The organism is Xylanibacillus composti (assembly GCF_018403685.1).
GTDB classification, from domain to species: domain Bacteria; phylum Bacillota; class Bacilli; order Paenibacillales; family K13; genus Xylanibacillus; species Xylanibacillus composti.
In genome coordinates, this window is sequence record NZ_BOVK01000043.1 from 31,136 (window position 1) to 54,406 (window position 23,271).

A 23,271-nucleotide genomic window follows, 5' to 3' on the forward strand; every position below is an offset into this window, starting at 1 on the left:
AGTACAGGAGGAGAAAAGATCATGCAAGCACAAGCACAATCGCAAGTTCACAAGCAGAATACGACCGTGCACAACCGTTGGAGGATGAGGGATTTCATTACGCTCGCGATATTCAATGTCGTGATGATGATCATTCTTACGGTCGGCGGCATGTTTGCCCATCCCATCGCTTATCTGGTTGGCGCAGGGGTTGTGGCGTTGTTCAATGGCCCGATCTACATGGTGATGGCCAATAAAATCGGCAAACGGGGCGTATTGTTCTTCAGCTCTCTGCTCGTGGGGTTGTATTTCATGGCGTTCGGCTTCGTATACTTCCTGATCACATTGGCTCTCATTGGCATTTTGTGCGAGCTGGTTATGTGGGGAAGCGATACATACAAGAATCCGGTCCGCAACGCCATCGGCTATGGGTTGTTTTACGTGGGTTACAGTCTGTGCGGCGTTGTGCCCATTGTTTTCTTCAAGGAACAATATGTAGCGATCCTTGAGCAAAGCTATTCCCCAGATAAGCTCGGCACCCTGTTGTATTATTACGGCACGCCAGGCATGGTGCTGACCATGTGCGCCATTTCATTCGCGGGCGGCTTGGCCGGTTGCTATATCGGGAATACATTGCTGAAAAAACATGTGGCGAAGGCTAGGTTGGTGTAATGAAGCTCGATCCCAGAACGCAACTTGCCCTGTTGGTTTTTGCGAGCGTCTTTGTGATGTTTGCGAGAGAGGTTTGGCAACTGCATGTGCTGGTCGCTATAAGCGCCTTGTATTTGCTCGGCCATTCCTTGCTCAGGCAGACAGTATATTTTGTCCTAGCCTATATCGCGTTTATGGCCGTTTTGTCCGTTATCCCCGATTATTCAGCGGCATTCGGCATCATCGTCTATACGTTAGCGAGAATGACGCCGGTCGCGATGATCGGGGCGGCGCTCACACGCTCGTCACCGAGCCGCATTATGTGTGCATTGGAAAGGGCGGCCATTCCGAAGCCGATGCTGGTCATGATTTGCATTTTGTTTCGCTTTTTCCCTGTGTTGGCGGCGGAAATCAAAGCCATTCGCGACGGTATACGGGCGAGGGGGATTTTCCCCCATTGGTACAGCCTGTTGCGGCAGCCTGCCTTTGTCTATGAATGCTACTTCGTGCCGCTGATCGTCCGGTGTCTGAAGCTGTCATCAGAGCTTGCTTCGTCCGCCGAGCTGCGGGGAATCGAGTGCGGCTCCGGCAGAACCTCCATCCATCCGGTCGGGTTGAAGGCGAGAGACGGACTAACAGCCTGCATCTATGTCCTGATGGGGATTTCTGTCTATTGGGAGGGAGGTCCTTGGGGCACATGATTGCGTTAAGCGATGTCACCTTCCGCTATGGGCAGGAAGACGGGGAGGCCGGGGATGAATCCGGCGTCCAGCAGATCAGCTTATCCGTGCAGGAGGGACAGTGTGTTGTGCTGTGCGGCCGCTCGGGCTGTGGAAAGAGTACGATTTTGCGGCTGCTCTGCGGACTTGCGCCTGGTTTTTACCCGGGGCGCGTGTCGGGGGAAGTGCTGATTGGCGGTCGAAATCCTTCTTCCATGTCGCCGGAGGAACGCGCCAAGTGGTTCGGTGTCGTGTTTCAAGATCCCCGCAGCCAGTTTTTTATGGATAATGTCCGGGACGAATTGGCATTCTCGGCCGAGAACCTCGGGATGGCGCCGGACGAGGTGATGAACCGGATCGAAGAGCAGGCGGAACTGCTTGGCATCTCACACTTGCTGGACCGCAAGCTGGGGAGACTTTCGAGCGGACAGAAGCAACGCGTTGCCATTGCGGCCGCCTCTGTCCTCTCGCCGCCGATCCTAATTCTTGACGAGCCGACGGCCAATCTGGATGAACAAGCGACGCAAACCGTTATGGACATGCTGGGCAGGCTTAAGGCGAACGGGACGACCCTGGTCATCAGCGAGCATCGCCTGCATTCGCTGCTGCCTGTTGCGGATGCCTTCGTCTGCATGGAACAAGGCAGCCTTGTGCGCATGTGGCCGAAGGACGAATTTTCGCGGCTTGCCTATGAAGACGTTCGTCCATACGGGTTGCGGCATCCGGATATGATTCAGACTGCAGCGGCGCGCCAAGCCGAAGCTGTACAGGCGTTCGCCCCTGTTTTCTTGCAAGGAAAAAATTTGGCGTATCGCTACAGCAGGAACGGTGACGGGATAGAAGGGTTCGACATCGCGCTGCCGCAGGGCAGTGTGACCGCGATAACCGGCGAGAATGGTGCGGGCAAAACCACGCTGGGCAAAATCGTAAGCGGTCTGCTCCGCGAACGCAGCGGAGAGGTGTTCATCCGGGGCACTCCTCAGTCTGCAGCACGCAGGCGCGCTTGCAGTTACTTGGTCATGCAGGATGCGGACTACCAGCTTTATGCGGACAGCGTGGGCAATGAGCTGGTATTGGGCAAGCGTGTAGACGAAGCGCTTCGCGCGAAGGCTTATGAAGCAATGGACGCATTCGGCTTAAGCGAGCTTCGGGATAGGCACCCTGCATCGTTGTCAGGGGGGGAGAAGCAGCGAGTGACGATGGCTGCGGCTTACTGCTCGGACGCGGCATTGATCGTGCTGGACGAACCGACCAGCGGACTTGACGGCGAAGGCGTTCTGCGCGTGGCCGCTTGGACGAGAGCGCTCGCGCAGGCGGGGAAAACCGTCCTGATCATCACACACGATCAGAGCTTGACGGCGCTTGCCTGTGACCAAGTGGTCATGATGAAGAAAAAAGGGGGACGGCAGTTGTGAAGTCTCGAAGCAAACAAGGCATTGCCAGGCTGCTGGAGCTTGCTGGCGAGAAGAAGTCGCTGCTCATATGGTCGGGCGTGTTATCCGCGGGAAGCGTCATGATGATGCTTGTACCGTATCTTTCGGTGTACTTTGTGATGGCCGAGTTGCTGCGTCACGCTTCGGATATTTCGGGCGTGGACGGCCCATATGTCATCCGTTGGGCAGTTTGGGGCGTCTCCGGCATGGTGATCGGATATTTCCTGATGTACGTCGGAGGGATGTTCTCGCACATCGCCGCGTTTCGCATCTTGTACGGCATCCGCGTCAAGCTGTCCGACCATCTGGGGAAGCTTCCACTCGGTTACTTCAACAAGAACGCCACAGGGAAAATTAAAAAAAATGTGGAGATGGATGTGGAGCGAATCGAGCTCTTCATCGCCCATCAATTGCCCGACCTGATTAGCACGGCAGTGATGATTGTGGCGATGCTGGTGACCATGTTTGCCCTGAATGTCTGGTTCGCCCTGGCTTGCGTCATTCCGCTGCTGATCGGCTTCGCCTCCCAATTCTCGATGATGGCCGGGCAGAAGGCGAAGGCTGGACTGAGGGAGTATTTCGACGCGCTTGAAAACATCAACGCCTCGGCCATCCAATATGCGAGGGGCATGCCTTCGATCAAGATGTTCGGGCAAACCGTCCGCTCGTTCCGCAAGTTCCATGCAGACATCGTGCGCTACCGGGATTTCAGCCTCCACTATGCCGACAATTTTCAGAATGGCTACGTGTCCTTCAAGACAATCGTTCTGTCGCTGTCCACCTTTTTCTTGCCGGTAGGCCTGTTTCTGCTGAGCGGAGATCCCGATAACGTTGCCTTTGCTGTGACCCTGATGTTCTTCCTCGTACTCGCGCCGGGAATTGCTACGCCGGTCTTCAAGCTTAACAATCTAGCCTCTACGCTGAACGTCATTGTCGAGGGCGTCCGGCGCATCGACCGGATTTTTGCCGAGAAGCCGATTCCGGAGCCTAAATATTCCTACAAGCCTTCGTCCTACGATGTTCAGTTCCAAGAGGTCTGCTTCTCGTATAGCGGGCAAGACGATGCAGACGTGCTTCACGGCATCAGCTTTACGGCGCGTCAAGGGGAGATTACGGCGTTGGTGGGGCCGTCCGGATCGGGGAAATCGACTATCGCTCAGTTGATCCCCCGGTTCTGGGACGTGCGGCGCGGCAGCATTACGATTGGCGACGTGGAGATTCGGAACATGCGGACAAGCGATCTGATGGATACGTTGTCGTTCGTGTTTCAGGATACGTTTCTGTTCTCGGACACCGTCTACAACAACATTGCGGCGGGCAGGCCGGGCGCGAGTCCAGAGGAAGTGTACGCGGCGGCGCGAGCTGCCCAGTGCCACACCTTTATCGAACGGTTGCCGGACGGCTACCGCACGCGGATCGGGGCTGGCGGATTGTACTTGTCGGGCGGAGAAGAGCAGCGGATTTCAGTGGCGCGAGCGATCCTGAAGAATGCGCCGATTCTGGTGCTCGACGAGGCGACCGCTTACGCCGATCCGGAGAACGAATACCAGATGCAGCTGGCGCTGCGAGAACTGATCAAAGGCAAGACGGTGCTGATTATCGCCCACCGCTTGGCCACGATCTGTGAAGCGAATCAAATCATCGTGCTCCAGGATGGCCGGATCGACGATTCGGGCACGCATCATGAGCTATTGTCCCGAGGAGGATTGTACAAGACGATGTGGGACGCTTACAGAATGTCAGCAGAGTGGCAGATCGATCGCGCGGTCGAGAGAAAGGAGGCATCGGCGACATGATGGAGCGGATGCGCTATATTACAGCAGGCAACCCGATGCGAATGGCAAAGCCTATCCTGTGGGCGGTGCTGGCCAATATGGCCAACATGCTTCCGTTCGGTTTCATGACCGTGGCGGTCAGCGTGATTTACGCCTATTTCGCGGGCGAGCGGACAATTCTGCCTATGCAATTCTTGTGGTTGGCCTGGGGAGGCATGGTCGTCTGTCTAGTCCTGGTATTTGCGGCCGAGGCGAGGTCCTACCGCGCTACCTTTCGCAGCGCGTACGAGTCATCTGCCGAAGGGCGGACTCATCTGGCCGAGCATATCCGCAAGCTCCCGCTCGGATTTCTCCTAAGGAAGGACGCCGGGGAGCTTGGCCATACGATGATGAACGATTTTACCCAGACCGAGAATGCCGCCACGCATATATTGCCGCAGCTTGTCAGCGGGGTGATCATTCCTGTCCTGGCTTTTTCCGGATTGCTATTTATCGACTGGCGAATGGCGGCGGCGATGCTGGCGGGATTCCCTGTATCGCTGCTGATTCTATGGGGCGTATCCCGTTTGGAAAGGAAGCTCGGGCAGAGCCACTCCGAAGCCAGAATCGCGCAGTCGAACCGGCTGCAGGAATACTTGCTCGGCATGAAAGTCATCAAGGCTTGCAATCTGGGCGGGGAAAATTTCCAAAGGCTAGAGCGGGCGTTTTATCACTACATGAAAGAAAGCATCAAGCTGGAGGGCGCGCTAGGCCCCTTCTTCCTGGTCGCCATCGCCTTCATGGAAGCGGGATTGTCCTTGATTACGATGACAGGCGTCTATCTCATTCTTGGCGGACAAATCTCGATTCCTTTATTCGCCCTGTTTTTGCTGGTCGGCACGCGCATCTTCGACCCGCTGTCAGTTGCGATTATGCGGCTGCCCGCCTTCAAGTATGACGCGATGGCGGGCGAGCGCATCGTCAAGCTGCTGGAGCAGCCGGCGATGACCGGGACATCAGAACCGCCGAACAACCACGATATCCGGTTTGAGCAGGTGACCTTTGGCTACGACGAATCGATCGTGCTGAACGAGATTTCCGCAGAGATGCGCGAAGGGACGCTGACAGCGATCGTCGGTCCTTCAGGAAGCGGGAAAAGCACAATGCTGCGCCTGATCGCGCGCTTTTACGACCCGCAGCAAGGAAAAGTGCTGTTCGGTGGCCAGGATGTGCGCGGGATGGACCCGGAAAAGCTTCTGAAACAGATGTCCATGGTGTTTCAGGACGTATATTTGTTCCAGGATACGATCCGCAACAACATTCGTTACGGCCGGGAGGACGCTTCGCAGGAGGAGATCGAGACGGCTGCGAAGGAAGCGTGCTGCCACGATTTCATCATGAAGCTGCCGCAAGGCTACGACACGATGGTGGGCGAGGGCGGCTCCACGCTGTCGGGAGGCGAGAAACAGCGCATATCCATCGCCCGCGCGATTCTGAAAGACGCGCCCGTCCTGTTGCTGGATGAGGCGACCGCCTCCCTCGATCCGGAGAATGAAGCGGAGATGCAGAAGGCGATCAGTCGTCTGATCGAGGGCCGGACGGTCATCATGATCGCCCATCGGCTGAAGACGGTTGTCAAGGCGGATCACATTCTCGTGCTGGACAAAGGCACAGTCGTCGAGCAGGGTCGTCACGAGGAGCTGATTCGCAACGGGGGGCTATACGCCAGACTATGGGATTTGCAGACGAAGACCAGCGGCTGGAAGCTTGCCGGCGAGAGGGAGGCGGTTGTTTGAGTGAAGCTGTTGCCTCCGACAAAGAAGCGCAGCAACGGCTGATTATGAACGGCAACCTCTGGAAAGTGACCTTTCAGCTGTCATGGCCTGCAATCGTCGCCATGATTCTCTACGGGTTCAATGCCGTCGTTGCCGCCGTATTTGTCGGCCGCTATGTTGGGGAAACCGCTTTGGCAGGCGTTTCCGTAGCTTATCCATTGACGCAAATCAGCATGGGCGTCGGCTCCTTGATCGGCGTTGGCGCGGGTTCGGTGTTAAGCATAGCCATAGGCCGTCAGGATAAGCGCATGCAGGAACGGCTGCTCGGGCATGTCAACGTGCTTGCGATGCTCGCGACTGCAGTCTATATGGCATTCGGACTGCTGTTCTCGGAAGCGCTCATCAGCATGATGGGCGGAGAAGGCGAAGCGTTAAGCATCGGAGAGCGCTACTTCAGCATTACAGTCCTCGGCTCGTTTTTCTGGATATACGGCCTGGCCGCCAACATGATTGTAAGGGCCGAAGGGAAGATGAGATCGGCGGCGGTCGTGATGGGGATCGGTCTGGCTGCAGATATATTGTTTAACTATATTTTGGTCGTCATGCTCGATTTGGGCGTTGAAGGAGCCGCCTGGGCAACTAATGCAGGGATGATTGTCTACACGCTGCTCGGCTGGATATATTTCGGCAAAGGGTATTCCTCCTTCAAGGCCAAGGTTTTCTCGATATATTGGGACGCTTCCGTTGTGAAATCCATCCTCGGACTAGGGATGTCTTCGTTGATCATGATTGTCATGAACCTGGTGCAAGGAATCGTCGTCTTCAACGCGCTGTCCCGATACGGCACGGTGCAGGATATCGCCTTTTACGGCGCAGTGTATCGCGTATTTACCTTTTTGCTGACGCCGATCTTCGGTTTCATGCGTGCGCTGCAGCCGGTCATTGGGATCAACTATGGAGCAGGCCGTTATGAGCGGGTGACGGATGCTTACATGAAATTTACCGTTGCTTCCCTGCTGCTGACCTTGCCATTATGGCTCGTTTGCATGATCGCCCCCGGGTTCGTCATAGGCTTCATGCTGCCCGATCAAGCGTTTACTTCGGAACAATTGCTGTATTTCCGGATTTACATGGGGATATTGCCGCTGTTGTCCACGATTTTTATGGCGATGACGTTTTTCCCTTCGATTGACAAAGGGAAGCCGGCCGCCATGATCGGCATAGCAAGGCAGCTTATCTTCTATGTGCCAGTCATGCTGCTGCTGCCGAGATGGATGGGCGTCTCCGGCGTTTACTACGGTTCGCTTGCGATTGACGCTGTCATTGTTCTTTGGACGTTGATTATGGTCAGGAACGAATTTGCTGCACTTCGAAAAAAAGCTGTGTCATCATTCGGAGACAGGATATCCGTATAAAGAATTGGAGGAGAAATCGAATGTGGGAAGACAGGAAACAGGTTGCAGAGGCGGCAAGCAAATACGAACAACTCGGCTACTGGGAGCCTCTGACCCTGGGACAGCATTTGCACAGATGGGCTGAGCGCTACCGCGACAGTGTCGCGCTTGTCGAAGGCGACAGCAGACTTACTTACAGGGAACTGGACGGCAAGGCCGATGAGTTGGCTTCCGGCTTGTACAACATGGGCATCAAGAAAGGCGACCATGTCGTAGTCCAACTGCCAAACCGCATTTCTTTCGTCGTCGTTTGCTTTGCTCTGTTCCGCATCGGGGCCTTGCCGATCCTCGCTTTGCCCGCTCACAGAGAGACGGAGCTGGACGGTATATTCCAAACGGCCGAGCCGGTCGCGTATATCGCGCCCGACGTGTATCTCGGTTTCGATTACAGGCCCATGGCGAACCGTCTGGCAAAGAGACATCCTTCCGTACGATTCGTCATTACCGACGGAGACAACGAGAGCGGCGTCCGCCTTGCCGATATCGGCATGCCACCGGTTAAGCTGGAACAGCCCGCTTACCGGGATATTGCGCTGCTGCTGCTGTCCGGCGGTACAACCGGCATACCGAAGCTGATTCCGAGAACGCACGCCGACTATGCCTATAATGCCAAGGCCGCAGCAACGCGCTGCAACCTGAAAGCGCAAAGCGTCTATCTGGCCGTTCTGCCGGTTGCCCATAACTTTCCGCTGTGCTGCCCGGGCATTCTCGGTACGCTGTCTGTCGGCGGCAAGGTGGTGATGTGCCAAACCTCAAGCTGCGACGAAGCGTTGCCGTTAATTGCGCAAGAGAAGGTGACCATTACAGCGCTGGTGCCTTCTCTCGCCAGTATGTGGCTGGACGTCCTCGAATGGGATCGCACCAGCGATATCTCAAGTCTTGAGGTTCTCCAGATCGGCGGGGCGATGCTGGAAGAACAACTCGCACGACGCATCATGCCGGAGATGGGGTGCAAGCTGCAGCAGGTGTTCGGCATGGCTGAAGGTCTTATCTGTTGTACATCCCTTGACGATACCGAGCAGATCATACAGAGCTGTCAGGGCAGGCCGTTATCGGCCGATGATGAAATCTTGCTCGTGGACGAGGAGGGAAATGAAGTCGAAACAGGCGAATATGGCGAGCTGCTGGTGAGAGGACCTTACACGATCAACGGTTACTACAGAGCGCCTGAACAGAACCGCAAGGCTTTCACGCCCGACGGGTTCTATCGCTCGGGAGACAGGGCGAGAGTAACGGCGGAAGGAAATATTCAAATTGGCGGGCGCATCAAAGAGCAAATCAACCGGGCGGGAGAAAAGATCGTGCCGTCTGAAGTCGAGTCATGGCTGTGTGCGCATCCGGACATCCAGGATGCTGTCCTGATCGGTCTTCCCGATGCAAGGCTCGGGGAAAGAAGCTGCGCTTGCCTGATGACCGGGGGCAAGGAAATCAGCCTGGCAGAGATTCACCGTTTCCTTCAGGACAAGGGAGTCGCACGCTACAAAATGCCGGATCAAATCGTATTTGTCGATGTCTGGCCGCTGACCGGCGTCGGCAAGATCGACAAGGCGAAGCTCAAGAAGCTGGCAGCCGGATCGGAGCGCCAGGCGGAGGACAACCGGGCGGAGTATCTGGAAGAAACGGTTGATTTCAAGCAAGACGCCCACATCGCGGCGGCGCAGGCGATCGAATCCGGTTTGTTTGACACCTTCCTCCTCTACGAGAACGGGGACGAGCTGTCGTTGGGCATGGGCGTTCACGCCATGATCACCGTCAAGCCTGACTGCACGACGGTAACAACCGCCGAGGAAACGCTGCAATTCGAAAACAGGTCGTTAAGCGAAACCATGGGGAAAGCATTCTCATCTGTGTCTCTGCGGAACTGGCGCGCTTATGGCATCGCCAATTTTGAACTGTCCCGCTATCATTACGATTTGCCGCTGCCGTCCGGGGATGCGTGTCTGATGCAGCTGTTTGTTCCCCAGGTTGAACTGAGGTTTGCGAATGGCACGCTTGTTCTAAGAGCTGTGAACCGGGAGTTGTTCCAAGAGGCCGAGTCACTGGCGAAGCGAATCGCGAATAGCGGCCGCGACGAGGACTCGGCATCCCGTTTGGCAGGCTGGTCGGATCGGATTGTGCCGGAGATTTCGGAAGTGGACACGCACGATGCCGAAGCCTACATGAAGATGGTGGAGGCCGCTGTGGAAGAAATTCGGCAGCGCAACTATCACAAAGTGATTTTGTCCAGAAAGATTCCGCTTCGCCGGGAGCTGGATATGGTGGCCAGCTATATTGCGGGCAGAAGGGCCAACACTCCCGCAAGATCGTTCCTGCTTAGTCTGGATGGCTTGCGCGCGGCCGGGTTCAGTCCGGAAACGGTTGTCGAGGTCGACGATCAAGGCTGGGCGAGCACGTTCCCGCTGGCAGGGACGCGCGCAACGGGGAGCAGCGTGGAAGAGGCAAGCAGGCTGAGAGAGGAACTGCTCCGTGATCCGAAGGAAATTGCGGAACATGCTGTTTCCGTCAAGCTGGCGTTCGAGGAGATGGAACGAATTTGTGCGTCCGACACCATTGTCGTGCATGAATTCATGTCGGTGGCAAGCAGAGGCACAGTTCAACATATTGCTTCGAGGCTGAAGGGGAAGCTGAAATCCGGTTTTGACGCGTGGCATGCGTTCCATGCCCTGTTCCCGGCAGTGACGGCCTGCGGCATACCGAAGAAACCGTCTATCGATGCCATTGGAAGATTGGAGACAGAGCCCCGGAATCTGTACAGCGGCTGCGTGATGACGGTGGACAGCAATGGCGCAATGGACGCCGCCCTTGTGCTGCGGACGATTTTCCAGAAGGAAAAGAGCGCGTGGCTGCAAGCCGGGGCAGGCATTGTGGAGATGTCTAATCCGTCCAGAGAGCTGGAAGAGACACGTGAAAAATTGAGCAGTGTATCCAAGCAGCTGGTTGCCGCCAGCGTGAAGCAGGAAGTCGGCGGAAGCGTATAGCTGGACATGTGGGGAAAGGAGAGAGTAGGAGGATGAGCGAATCGTTGCTGCCTATCTCTGCGATAGGCTATGAAGAAGCGCGCATGCAAGTCAAGCGCATGCTGCCTGCGCCTGTCGAGTTTGACGATGATCAGAACTTGATTGAGCTTGGATTGGATTCACTGCATATGATGCGGCTGGTCAATGATTGGCGACGGGCCGGCGCGGCGGTATCCTTCGCCGAGCTGATCGCCTCGCCGCGATTTGGCGACTGGTGGAGCCTGCTGCACAAAAGCAATCGGGAAGCGGCGGTAACGGCAGAGCGGCCGGCGCGGCATATGACGACTGGGGCGTGCGATCCCGAACCCGCGATAGGACCGTTCCCGCTTACGGATGTGCAATACGCCTATTGGATCGGACGGCGCGACGAACAGCCGCTTGGCGGAGTTGGGTGTCACGCCTATGTGGAGATGGACGGTCATGGCGTTGAGCCAAGGCGGCTGGAATCGGCCTGGAAGCAATTGCTTGCGCATCATGCCATGCTTCGGGCCAGATTTTTGGCAGACGGACAGCAGGAAGTGATGGAGACGCCCGCTGCCCCTACGTTGGTGGTGCACGATTTGCGGCATTGCTCAGCGGACGAGCTTGCGCCTGAGTTGATGCGCATTCGCGACCGATTGTCACATCGTCGATTGGCGGTAGAGAACGGAGAGGTTGCCGGACTCGCTCTCAGCCTGCTGCCGGAGGGCCGAACCCGCATTCATTTCGATATAGATCTGCTTGTCGCCGACGTGCAGAGCCTGCATATCCTATTGCGCGATCTTGCCGCTGCCTACGCTCGCGGCGCCAAACCGGCCGCTCCGGCAAACTGGCGTTTTGCCGACTACTTGCGCCGGGAAGCGTCAGGCAGGGAGGCGGAACTAGCCAGGGCCGAGGCTTATTGGAGAGAACGGTTGCCTAATCTCCCGGCCGCTCCCGGATTGCCATTAAAGACGAGGCCGGAAACGATAAAAGCGCCTGTATTTGCAAGAAGAAGCTATGTGGTAAGCGAAGCGGTCTGGAAGCGGCTGCAACAACGGGCAGCCGCTTGTCAGGTAACCCCTGCGATGGTGCTGTTGACCGCATATGCGGAAGTGCTGGACAGGTGGAGCGCCCATTCGCAATTCCTCCTGAACATCCCGCTGTTCGACCGGCCAACGGGGGAACCCGGACTTGAGGATGTCGTCGCCGATTTTACCAATCTGCTGTTGCTTGCGGTGGATTGTGGAACCCGGCAATCCTTCCTGGAACGCGTGCGAAGCGTGCAGGCGCAATTCCATCGGGATGCGGCACATGCGGCCTATTCCGGCGTGCAGGTGCAGCGCGACCTGGCTCGCTTCCGCCAAGGAGAACGGGAGATTGCCCCTGTCGTGTTCGCATGCAATTTGGGAACTCCGCTGATGACCGACGAATGTCGGCAATCATTGGGAGAACTCGCATACATGATCTCGCAGACGCCGCAAGTGTGGCTGGATTTCCAAATATACGAAATGGACGCGGGCTTGTTATTGGCATGGGACGCCGTCGACGCATTGTTCCCAGACGGCATGATGGACCGGATGTTTGCCGCCATGACCCGCTTGATCGAGTGGCTGGCGGCGGAACACACCGGCTGGCAAGCTTCACCGGATACGCTATGGGCTGCGGAACGGCCGAGATGGGAGAAGGATGAAGAGCGCTCGCTTCCCATGCAGGCGCAATGTCTGCATGACGGCTTCTTCGAGAAAGCTGCGGCGAGTCCCGGACAAACCGCGCTGATCGACAGCCGCTCCGATGCGCTCTGCTCGTATGGCGAGCTGTCCGATTATGCCTTGCGGGTGGCGGCATTCCTTCAAGCCAGCGGCGTAAGAGAAGGAGACCCTGTCGCCGTCACGCTGCCTCGGGGAATCGATCAAATCGCAGCGGTCCTCGGCATATTGGCCGCAGGAGCATGCTATGTGCCGATTAGCGTCGATCAGCCGTCTGCCCGCCGCAGCAAGATACATCAAAAAGCGGGTATTCGCCACGTCCTTACCGATCCTGAGCTTGTCGACGCCGCAGGATGGCCGGCCGATGCCGCCGTGCTTTCGATCACCGATGCGGCGGATGCTGTTCCGCTAACGGAGCCCGCTGATCCATCTCCCGAGCGGTTGGCCTATATCCTCTTTACCTCGGGCTCAACAGGCGAGCCGAAAGGGGTGGAAATTCGCCATGCCGGGGCGTGGAATACGATCGCTGATCTCAACCAGCGCTATCAGGTCGGGCAAACCGACCGGATTGTGGCGGTCTCCTCTCTCGATTTCGATCTTTCTGTTTACGACATCTTCGGACTGCTGAGCGCCGGAGGCTCGCTCGTGCTGCTTGCGGAAGAGACGCGGCGGGATGCGGCCCGTTGGCTGAAGCTGGTGAACAAGTATGAGGCCACGATCTGGAATTCCGTTCCCGTGCTGCTGGATATGCTGTTGACGGCCGCCGAGAGCGAGCGGGAAAAGTTGTCTTCGCTGCGTCTCGCCATGCTTTCCGGCGACTGGATCGGCCTGGACTTGCCGCCGCGGCTGAACCAGGCTGCCGAACATAGCCTCCTGGTAGCCATGGGGGGAGCCACGGAGGCATCCATCTGGTCCAACTATCATGAGGTTGCGGTGCCGTTGCCCGCGCACTGGACATCGATTCCGTATGGCCGTCCGCTGTCCAACCAGGCGTATCGGATTGTGGACGACAAGGGAAGGGACTGCCCCGAATGGGCAACCGGCGAGCTGTGGATCGGCGGGGCCGGCGTAGCGGCAGGATACCGCGGGGAGCCTGAGCTTACCGCGGAGCGCTTCGTCGAATGGAATGACTCCCGCTGGTATCGCACAGGCGATCTGGGCCGGTATTGGCCGGACGGCACGATGGAGTTCCTGGGCCGTCAGGATTTCCAGGTCAAAATCAGAGGGCATCGCATTGAGCTGGGTGAGATTGAAACGGCGTTGCGGCAGCATCCGGGCGTGCGCGACGCTGTCGTTGCGGCGACGGGCGATCCCCGCGGAACCAGACAGCTTGCGGGATATGTTGTGCCCCATTCGGATAGCGAAGCTTTGTTTGCGCTCGAAAGCGTCGATCCGCAAAAGAGCGCAGAATATTGGAGCTTGTTGACAGACGCCGGACGAAACCAGTCCCGGGAGGCGTTGCCGCAACAGATTCCCCCTGAGGCGCTTCATCGGTTTTGGTCGTTTGCGGAGCGGTTGAGCGTCTGTCAAATAGGTCGGGTGCTTGACCAGGCGGGCGTGTTTCTCCAGCCGGGGGAGCGGCAGACGGTGGAGTCGCTTATGCACCAAGGCGGTATTCATGCTCGCTATCGGGAACTGGTATGCCAGTGGCTTGGCATTTTGGAAGAGGAAGGCATGTTGAGCAAAGACGGGACAGGCGGCTGGATCAGCACCCGAATGCTGCCGAAAGACCTGGCAGAAACGGGAGCGTCCGGCAGGGACTATATCGAATGGGAACAACGTGCGCACGGTCTGCTGCAGTATGTGCGGCAGATGGAGCACGCCCACATGGAGATGCTGAAAGGCGAGGTCGATCCGCTCGAGTTGTTCTTCGCCGACGACCGCGATCTGTCTCCAGACAGTCTGATTCGGTCGATGCCAGGCGCCGGCTACCGGAACGACATTGCCAGAAGGGTGCTTGAGCTAGCGGTCCGGGAGCGATCTGGAGCGGAGCCGATACGGATTCTGGAAATCGGTGCAAGAAACGGCGAGCTCACCGAATTCCTGGTTGAGACGCTTGTGCCCGATCAGGCAGTCTATACGTGCACCGATCCATCCGCTTACTTTTTGAATTTGGCGAAGAACAGATGGAATCACGTTTCGCTTATGGAGTACAGGCTGCTGGATATGAACCAGCCGCCGCAGTCGCAGGGGTTCCCTTCGCATAGCTACGATATCGTGATTGCAGCCGATTCCTTGCACCGCGTTCGGGACATTGGCAAAGCACTGGCGCATATTCGCTCTCTGCTGGCGCCGGGAGGCTTGCTGCTGATGACGGAAATGACCCGCAACAGCCGGTTGCAGCAGATCAGCGCCGGTTATTTGGAGGACGGCTTTACCCGATTTGAAGATGAACGGGCGGCGACCCGCTTGCCGCTCCTTGCGGCGGACAGATGGGTGCGTCTTCTAAAGTCAGCATCGTTTGCGGAAGCCGCTGCATTCCCGGGGCAAGACGAGCCTGCTGGCATGTACGGACAGCAGGTGATCGCCGCATTGGCGCCGATTGGCGTCAAGCGCTTCAATCCGGAGCCGTTGATCGAACAGCTGCGGCGGAAGCTGCCCGAATATATGGTGCCTGCGACGATCATTCCCTTGGATCAGCTGCCGCTGTCTGCTAACGGGAAGGTTGACCGGCAGGCGTTGCCCGTGCCGTCTTCCTTAAGATCGGTCACAGCGGATCAAGCTGTGGCGGAGCCGCGCTCGCCCGTCGAACAGGAGCTTGCGGCGATGTGGAGCCGGCTTCTCGTAGTGGAGCCTGTCGGGCTGACCGACAACTTCTTCACCTTGGGCGGGGACTCTTTGCTGGCCATCAAGCTGGGCGCCATGGCGCGCGACAAGTTTGAGATTGAGCTTTCCCTGGGGAGTGTGTTCGAGCGTCCGACCATTGCCCAGCTGGCCGAGCGCATACAGGCGCTTATCCAGGAGAAGGAGCAGAGCGCCGAGGCCGTCGTCCGTCTGCCTGAGATCGTGCCTTCTCCCGAAGATCGGCATGCTCCCTTTCCATTGACCGAAATCCAGCAAGCCTACTGGGTTGGCCGAAGCGGTGTTTATGCATTGGGCAACGTATCCACGCACTGCTATTTTGAGCTCGAAGGGACAGATTTGGATCTGGAACGGATCAATCGCGCCTGGCAGCGACTGATTGAGCAGCACGACATGATGCGGGCAGTGATCTTGCAAGACGGTCAGCGCCAGCAAATTTTGGAGCATGTGCCGCCCTACCGAATCGCCGTCGCAGATTTGCGCGGACGGGATGCCGATGCTGTCCGAGCGGAACTGAACCGGGTGCGGGAGGAAATGTCCCACCAGGTTCTGTCCGCCTGCGAGTGGCCGTTGTTCGATGTACGGGCGTCGGTGTTCGGCAACAATCAGGTACGCCTTCATATCAGTTTCGACAACCTGCTGTTCGACGGCTGGAGCATGTTCCACCTCCTTAGCGAATGGAATCGGCTGTATCAGCAACCGGATGCCAGTCTGAGCCCGCTGGCTTTGTCATTCAGGGATTATGTGCTGGCTATGGAACAGCTGAGAGAGTCGGAGCTGTATGAGCGCGACCGGGCGTATTGGTTCAACCGGTTGCCCGACCTGCCGCCGGCTCCGGATTTGCCGCTTGCGCAAAACCCGGAGTCTCTCTCAGGGCAACGGTTCACTCGTTTGGATGCCCGTCTGGATCGCGACTCATGGCGGCAGCTTAAGAAACGGACGGCAGAGGCAGGCGTGACTCCCTCGGGCATTTTGCTCGCGGCCTATGCCGAAGTGCTGGCGGTATGGAGCAGGCAGCCCCGGTTCACGATCAATCTGACCCAGTTCAACCGGCTGCCGCTGCATCCCGAGGTTCCGCAAATTGTGGGCGATTTCACTTCGCTTACGCTGCTGGCCGCAGACCATTCGTCCGGGGCGACCTTTGTGGAGCGTGCCCGAAAATTGCAGGAGCAGCTTTGGCGGGACCTGGACCATCCCTATGTCGGAGGAGTGCAGGTGCAGCGTGAGCTGGCGAGAACAAACGGCGTCCACAACGGTGTTGCGATGCCGGTCGTATTTACGAGCGCCCTTGGCGTCGACCAGTGGGACGAAGGAGAGTCTGGCGGCAAGTGGCTGGGCAAGCTGGTCTACAACATTACGCAGACGCCGCAAGTATGGCTGGATCATCAGGTCGTCGAGCAAGACGGACAATTGCTGCTGATTTGGGACGCTGTAGCGGGGCTATTTCCGTCGGGGCTATTGGACGACATGTTTGCGGCCTATTGCCAGTTGCTGCGGCGATTGGCTGAAGAAGAACAGGCGTGGCGAGCCGAAATGCCTGCTCTTCTATCGATCCCCCGGCTCGAGGGGAGAATCGAGGCGAACCGTACGGAAGCCCCTGTATCCCGGAATACGCTCGACGGTTTGTTCGCCGCAAAGGCGGCCATGCAGCCCGATCGTCCAGCCATCATCTGTTCCGACCGCATCTTGACCTACGAGGAGCTGCGCCGCCGATCGGACGCTGTGGCACAACTGCTGCGGACAAAAGGCGCAAAGCCCAATACGCTTACAGCGGTCATCATGGAGAAAGGGTGGGAGCAGGTCGTCGGCGCACTCGGCATTCTGAAGTCCGGAGCCGCCTACCTGCCTGTCGATCCGGCCCATCCCGGGGAGAGGCGCGCTCAGATATTGCGCGACGGCAACGTCGGCGTGGTGCTGACCCAATCGTGGCTGGACGAGCGGCTGGACTGGCCGGAAGGAGTTGAACGCATCTACATCGATCATCTCGCACCTGCGACAGGCAAGGTTGATTCGCCTGACAGGAACCCGGACGATCTGGCTTACGTCATTTATACCTCGGGTTCGACGGGGGTCCCCAAAGGAGTCATGATTGATCACCGCGGCGCGGTGAACACCATCTTGGATGTGAACAGCCGCTTTGCTGTCGGGCCTGCGGACCGGGTGCTCGCTTTATCGCATTTGAACTTTGATCTGTCGGTGTATGATATGTTCGGCATGCTGGCTGCAGGAGCGGCGATCGTGATGCCCGAGGCGGAGCAAACGAGAGATCCGGGCAGTTGGCTGACCTGGCTGGAACAAGAGCGCATCACGGTGTGGAATACGGTTCCGGCGCTGATGCAAATGCTGCTGGAGCATGCTGCCGGAAGCGGCAAAGCTCTGCCCCAGTCTCTTCGCCTGGTGCTGCTCAGCGGGGACTGGATTCCGCTTGAATTGCCAGGCAAGATCCAGGCGCAAATTGCCGGGGTAGAGGTAATCGGCTTGGGCGGGGCGACAGAGGCGTCCATTTGGTCGAATTTGTACCCGATTGGGGAAGTCGACCCGAGCTGGAGGAGCATACCGTATGGCCGTCCGATGACGAATCAGCGCTATTATGTGCTGAATGCGTGGATGGGGGACTGCCCTGTATGGGTACCGGGCCAACTTTACATCGGCGGAATTGGGCTTGCCCAAGGCTATTGGAACGACGAAGCCAAAACGAACGAACGGTTTATCCGTCATCCGCGGACCGGCGAGCGCCTTTACAATACTGGCGATCTGGGCCGTTATTTGCCGGACGGCACGATCGAGTTTCTCGGACGGGAGGACTTCCAGGTCAAAATCCGGGGCCATCGGATTGAATTGGGCGAGATCGAAGCGGCGCTGAAGCAGTTGGATGGGGTAAAAGACGCCGTCGCCGCTGTGAGCGAGCCTTCCGGCGACAAGCAATTGGTAGTCTATATCGTTCCCGGCGATGGCGAAGGACTATCGTTGCTTGAAACCGAGCGCGTGGATTCAGCCGTCAGCGGGGAACGGTGGCTTACCCTCTGCAGCACCGGCCTGCTGCAAGCGTCGCAACTCGCGGAGGCTGTCCATGGTGAGGCAATTGGCGCTTTCATGGATTACGCCGATCGTTTAAGCGTTGCAGCGATGTGCGATACGCTTGCCAGCTTGGGCATATTCGCTCGCGAGGGGGAGCGCTATGCCGTTGACGCATGCATGCGCCGTTACCAGCTGCATCCCCGTTACCGGTCGTTGTTCGTTCATTGGCTGGATGTGCTGGCGGAAGAGGGGCTGCTGCGGAAGGAAGGGGACGGTCGCTATCAGAACGTCCTCCCGTTCGGCAATGCGCAGCATGAACTGTCGTGCTTCGATTGGACCCGGTTCCCGGGCATGTCGGAGAAAGCGCAGGCGTTGAGCGAAGGGTTCCGCCGCGGGAAAGCAGCGATGACCGCTCTGCTGAGAGGCGATACCGATCCGCGCGAGCTGTTCCTGACCGAGGATTCCTTCCTGACGGCGGAAGCGCTCAGCGGCTTCAACCTTGCGAGATCGTATTCCATCGGACTGTGCCGCGAGCTGTTCCGCACTATCCTCAATGGTTATCCTGCGGACAAAGAGATACGGGTGCTGGAACTCGGATCGAGAGCGGGAGGGCTGGCGGACACGCTTGCGCCCCTCTGTGAAGGAAGGGGACGGTACTTGTATGCCGACGAATCTTCTTTCTTCACGGATCAGGCCAAGCAGAAATGGGGCGAAGCGGCTCCGATCGAATACAGTTTGTTCGATATGAACAACAGTCCGCTGCAGCAAGGATTTGCGCTTCACGAATTCGACATCATTGTCGCAGACAATACGCTGCATCGCGCCCGCAATCTGGAAGCGACACTGGGGCATCTGAAGCGTATGCTGGCGCCCGGCGGGTATTTGATCTTCGGTGAAGCGACGCGGAACAGTCGGCTGATGCTGACGACCGTCGGATTTTTGGAGGACGGGTTCAGCCATTTTGAAGACGAGCGGAAGGAAACTTGTCTTCCCCTGCTTCCGGCAGCTAAATGGCTGGAGGCTTTAGCGGAACAAGGATTTGCGCGGACGATGTCATTGCCGGAAAGCAGCGGTGCAGCAGACGCATACGACCAGTGCATCATTATGGCGCAGGGGCCCGAACAGGTCAGCACGTTCAACCCGACAAGGCTGTCCGACGCCCTGCGGCAAAAGCTGCCCGATTACATGGTGCCGACCTCGTTCGTGCTGCTGGAGGAACTGCCCTTGTCAGCGAATGGGAAGGTGGACAGAAAGGCGCTGGGGGCTCTGGCGAAGGCTGGTGCGAGAACGGCGGGCAGAAAGCGCGCCGCCCCGGCCACGGAGCTTCAGGAGAAGCTCGCAAGCGTCTGGGAGGAGGTTCTCGGCTGTAAGCAGGTAGGGCTGGATGACGGTTTTTTCGAGTTAGGAGGGGACTCCCTGCGCGCGATCCAATGCATGAACGTATTGAAAGAACGCTATCAGATCGATTTGTCGCTGCAAGATCTGTTCGATGCTCCCAATATTGGTCAGCTTGCCCGGTTGATCGAGAAGAAAGCGGCGGAGAGGGGTCAGGCGGCGGCCTATGAAGAAGGCATTATTTGAAGCAAGAAGGAGGCGATTGCGGTGAAGAACAGAACGATCGGTATATTAGGGGCTTCCGGGCAAGTCGGAAGAGGAGCGGTGGAGACCATGCTCGGTTCCGCCGAATTCCCCATCGTACTCGGCGGAAGGAATCCCGAGAAGCTGCGTGAACAATACCGCCGCGCGGAACCGAGAGCCGTCTTCATGCATGTGGATGTGTACGATAGCGAATCGCTTCGCCGCTTCACGGGCAGCTGCGATGTCGTCATTAATTGTGCGGGGCCGTCGAAGCAAGTCTTGGACCGGGTTGCTTCTGCTTGCCTCGAACACGGCGTTCATTACGTGGATGTTTCGGGAGACGAGCATCTGTACAAGCGATTGCGGAGCGCAAACCGGGAAATCGAAGAGAAGCGGCTGACGTTTCTGGTCTCGGCAGGCGTATACCCCGGCTTGTCCGAGATGTTCCCGGCATATGTGGCGGAAACGGGGCTGGATGAGGTCGAATTGCTTGAATTGTTTTTTGCAGGCAACGGCGGCTTTTCACTGAACGCAGCGTATGACATCGTCTGCAGCATTCAGGAAGATACCGGACGGGGAATGATGTACGGCAAGAACGGCGAAGCCAGCAAAATGGATCGTCCGTTTCCGCGCAGCTATCCATTGCCTCCCCCTGCGGGCGAACGGAACGTCTATCCGGTCCTGCACGATGAATTTTTATCGATTGCCCGAAGTCGGCGTTTCCGCGAGGCCATGTTTTATAACACCTACCCAGACAACGCGATACTGAACAAGTTCATGACGATCAAAGCGCTGGAACTGTACAAGACGGAGGAGCAAAAGCTGGCGTCTGCCCGAATGCTGGTTGAACAATTCGGCGCGTACAAGCAGCCGGCCCAGGCATACAGCATGTTCCATCTGCTTGCAGAAGGCCGCAAAGACGGCAAGCCGCTGCGGCTGGGGGCAACGCTGTTGTACAACAATGATTGGAACACGTTGTCCGGCATGGTCGCTGCCAATGCCGCCAGACTGGTGCTGGAGGACGGCGGGAGGGCGCCAGGTTGCAAGTATGCGGCAGAAGGGGTATCTCCGGTCAACATGATGAATGTGCTGGGCGAGCAGGACGTTCATCTTGCGCATTCCGTCATGGAAGCGAGAGCGGGGGTGAATCATGAACGGACATAACAGACTGCGGACGGTAGTATGCGGCTCCCGATTCGGACAGTTCTATCTTGAGGCGGTCACAGCGCTCCCCGATCAATTCGAACTCGTCGGTCTGCTAGGCAAGGGCAGCGAACGCTCCAAGCTCTGCGCAGAGCGTTGCGGGGTCCCGCTCTATACCGAGATCGCGCAGCTCCCCGATCGCCTGGATCTCGCCTGCGTCGTCCTGCGGTCCGGCGTCATGGGCGGAGACGGGACAGCGCTGACGCTTGAGCTGCTGGCGCGCGGCGTCCACGTCATTCAGGAACAACCGGTCCATCACAAGGATCTGGCGGATTGTCTGCGGGCGGCGCGGCAGAACGGCGTTCATTATATGACTGGCGATCTGTACGCGCATTTGCCCGCTGTGCGCCGTTTTATCGCATGCGCCCGCGTCTTGCTGGAGCAGCAGCAGGCGCTGTACATCGATGCGGCATGCGCTACGCAGGTTTCCTATCCGATGATGCATATGCTGATGGAAGCCTTGCCGTCCATTCGCCCGTGGACAATTAACCATGTGCTTAAGGACGACGGACCGTTTCAGGTGCTAAGCGGATTGCTCGGCAACATTCCGATCACGCTAAGGGCCCACAATGAAGTCAATCCCGAAGATCCGGACAATTATTTGCATCTGCTGCACAGCTTGACGATTGGAGTCGCTGGCGGCAGCCTGTCGCTCGTCGATACCCACGGCCCTGTCGTCTGGCGTCCCCGTCTGCACGTTCCCGATGTTCCCGACATTCCCGGCGAGCTGAAGGCAGGGGCGCACGCGCATCTGCTTGCGCGCAGCGAGCAAGTGCTGGGACCGGCAGCAACCGACAGCTACAGGGACATTCTTCTGGAACAGTGGCCGCGCGCGATTGGACGGGATCTGCTGCAGATGAGCAGCATGATTCGCGGAGATACCGTTGCGGATACAAGAGCGCAGCAAGAGCTGCTGTGTTCCCGGCAGTGGCAACAATTGACCCAGGCGCTGGGATACCCGGTGCTGCGGCAGCATCGCGGCCACCAGCCATTGTCGGTTGACTGCTTGCTTGAGGCGGCTGCGCTCATAGCGGAAGACGCTCAAGAACGTGCTGCTCCATCGCAGGCAAGCGCCGGGTCCCCTGACGCGGAACAGGCTGCGACGGCCATACAGGAGTTGAGCGCCAGCCAAGTGATCGCCTGCGTCGAAAGGCTGGATGCCGCTGCCCTGTCATCCATGCTGTTCGCCCTGCAATCACAGGGAACGCTGACAGCGTCAGAGCAAGCGTACAGCGAGACAGACATTTTTGCCGCCGCCAAGGTTGCGCCGCGCCATCAGCCTGTTGTCCTGCGCTGGCTGCGGGTGCTTGCGGAACGCGGGTACTTGGTCAAGCGCCGGAACGGCTTCCTCGCTGTGGAACAGATCACGAAAGACGTGGTGGAGCTGCGCTGGCAGTCGGCGATGGAAGCATGGGCCGGCAAGCTCGGCTCCCGCCGCATTGTGGACTACCTGATCGCCAACGCCGAACGGCTTCAGCAGCTAATGCGCGACGAACAGCAAGCAGCGCTGCTGCTGTTCCCCGAAGGACGCATGGACATCGCCCATGCGCTGTACCGCGATACCGCCATTGCGCGTTATCTGAACCAGTCGGCAGCCGATGCCGTACAGCGCATCGCCGACGCCAAGCTGGCCGCATCCGCTGCGCTGACGGCCGGGCAAGCTGGCTTGCGCATTCTGGAAGTCGGCGCCGGCACGGGGGCGACGACGGATGCGGTCGCGAGCAGGCTGAAAGCCGCTCATGCGAACGGGCTGGAGCTGGAGTATCTGTTTACCGACATCTCCCGCTTTTTTATGGCGGCTGCCCGTGAACGTTACAGCGATTGCCCGTGGATGCGGTATCAGCTTGTCGATATCGATCAAAGCCTGTTTGCGCAAGGATTACAACCGGAAAGCGTCGATATCGTCATCGCGGCGGGGATGCTGAACAATGCGCGCGATACGGATCGGATCGTGCAAGACTTGCTGGAATGCCTGGTGCCGGGAGGATGGCTGCTCGTCACTGAGCCGGTCAAGGAATTTACGGAAATGTTGATTTCGCAAGCGTTTATGATGACGGTTCCGGAGGACGACAGGAGGAACACGAACACTACCTTCATGTCCGTCGGGCAGTGGCTCGACGTGTTCGACCGGGCGGGTGCCCGGGAAGTGACGGTGTTGCCGGACGAATCGCACCCGCTTGCGCCGCTTGGTCAAAAACTGTTTGCAGTGAGGAAGGGTTAA

At 58.0% G+C, this 23,271-nt stretch carries 10 protein-coding genes; all 10 read left to right on the forward strand.

What is annotated here, in order from left to right:
* Window positions 1-21 precede the first annotated feature (21 nt).
* Genes XYCOK13_RS15350 through XYCOK13_RS15395 form a run of 10 tightly spaced genes read left to right on the forward strand, consistent with a single transcriptional unit; the run spans window position 22 to window position 23,271 of the window.
* Complete coding sequence (locus XYCOK13_RS15350) at window positions 22-651, forward strand: MptD family putative ECF transporter S component (protein WP_213413058.1); 630 nt, start codon at window positions 22-24, stop codon at window positions 649-651.
* Window positions 651-1,331: an energy-coupling factor transporter transmembrane component T family protein gene (locus XYCOK13_RS15355; protein WP_213413060.1), complete on the forward strand. Its 681-nt coding sequence runs from the start codon at window positions 651-653 to the stop codon at window positions 1,329-1,331. Before XYCOK13_RS15350 ends, XYCOK13_RS15355 begins: the two co-directional genes overlap by 1 nt.
* Complete coding sequence (locus XYCOK13_RS15360) at window positions 1,328-2,764, forward strand: ABC transporter ATP-binding protein (protein ID WP_213413094.1); 1,437 nt, start codon at window positions 1,328-1,330, stop codon at window positions 2,762-2,764. Before XYCOK13_RS15355 ends, XYCOK13_RS15360 begins: the two co-directional genes overlap by 4 nt.
* Complete coding sequence (locus XYCOK13_RS15365; protein ID WP_213413061.1) at window positions 2,761-4,578, forward strand: ABC transporter ATP-binding protein; 1,818 nt, start codon at window positions 2,761-2,763, stop codon at window positions 4,576-4,578. The genes XYCOK13_RS15360 and XYCOK13_RS15365 overlap by 4 nt, the downstream gene beginning before the upstream one ends.
* Window positions 4,578-6,332 (forward strand): ABC transporter ATP-binding protein, encoded by a 1,755-nt coding sequence (locus XYCOK13_RS15370; protein ID WP_213413095.1) that lies wholly within the window; start codon window positions 4,578-4,580, stop codon window positions 6,330-6,332. Before XYCOK13_RS15365 ends, XYCOK13_RS15370 begins: the two co-directional genes overlap by 1 nt.
* Window positions 6,329-7,726: an MATE family efflux transporter gene (locus tag XYCOK13_RS15375; protein WP_213413063.1), complete on the forward strand. Its 1,398-nt coding sequence runs from the start codon at window positions 6,329-6,331 to the stop codon at window positions 7,724-7,726. Before XYCOK13_RS15370 ends, XYCOK13_RS15375 begins: the two co-directional genes overlap by 4 nt.
* 20 nt (window positions 7,727-7,746) lie before the next feature.
* Window positions 7,747-10,743: a salicylate synthase gene (locus XYCOK13_RS15380; RefSeq protein WP_213413064.1), complete on the forward strand. Its 2,997-nt coding sequence runs from the start codon at window positions 7,747-7,749 to the stop codon at window positions 10,741-10,743.
* A gap of 32 nt (window positions 10,744-10,775) precedes the next feature.
* Entirely contained in the window at window positions 10,776-19,850 is a 9,075-nt protein-coding gene (locus XYCOK13_RS15385; protein ID WP_213413065.1) for a non-ribosomal peptide synthetase, read from the forward strand.
* 21 nt (window positions 19,851-19,871) lie between these two features.
* Window positions 19,872-21,011: a saccharopine dehydrogenase family protein gene (locus XYCOK13_RS15390; protein ID WP_213413066.1), complete on the forward strand. Its 1,140-nt coding sequence runs from the start codon at window positions 19,872-19,874 to the stop codon at window positions 21,009-21,011.
* Window positions 20,998-23,271 carry a bifunctional Gfo/Idh/MocA family oxidoreductase/class I SAM-dependent methyltransferase gene (locus tag XYCOK13_RS15395; protein ID WP_213413067.1) on the forward strand — a complete coding sequence of 758 codons (2,274 nt, stop codon included), beginning with the start codon at window positions 20,998-21,000 and terminating at the stop codon, window positions 23,269-23,271. The genes XYCOK13_RS15390 and XYCOK13_RS15395 overlap by 14 nt, the downstream gene beginning before the upstream one ends.

Bases quoted from the DNA above. Each gene is read 5' to 3' on its own strand.
- XYCOK13_RS15380 (WP_213413064.1), top strand. From the start codon at position 7,747: ATGTGGGAAGACAGGAAACAGGTTGCAGAGGCGGCAAGCAAATACGAA.
- XYCOK13_RS15395 (WP_213413067.1), top strand. From the start codon at position 20,998: ATGAACGGACATAACAGACTGCGGACGGTAGTATGCGGCTCCCGATTC.
- XYCOK13_RS15360 (WP_213413094.1), top strand. From the start codon at position 1,328: ATGATTGCGTTAAGCGATGTCACCTTCCGCTATGGGCAGGAAGACGGG.
- XYCOK13_RS15350 (WP_213413058.1), top strand. From the start codon at position 22: ATGCAAGCACAAGCACAATCGCAAGTTCACAAGCAGAATACGACCGTG.
- XYCOK13_RS15385 (WP_213413065.1), top strand. From the start codon at position 10,776: ATGAGCGAATCGTTGCTGCCTATCTCTGCGATAGGCTATGAAGAAGCG.
- XYCOK13_RS15370 (WP_213413095.1), top strand. From the start codon at position 4,578: ATGGAGCGGATGCGCTATATTACAGCAGGCAACCCGATGCGAATGGCA.
- XYCOK13_RS15355 (WP_213413060.1), top strand. From the start codon at position 651: ATGAAGCTCGATCCCAGAACGCAACTTGCCCTGTTGGTTTTTGCGAGC.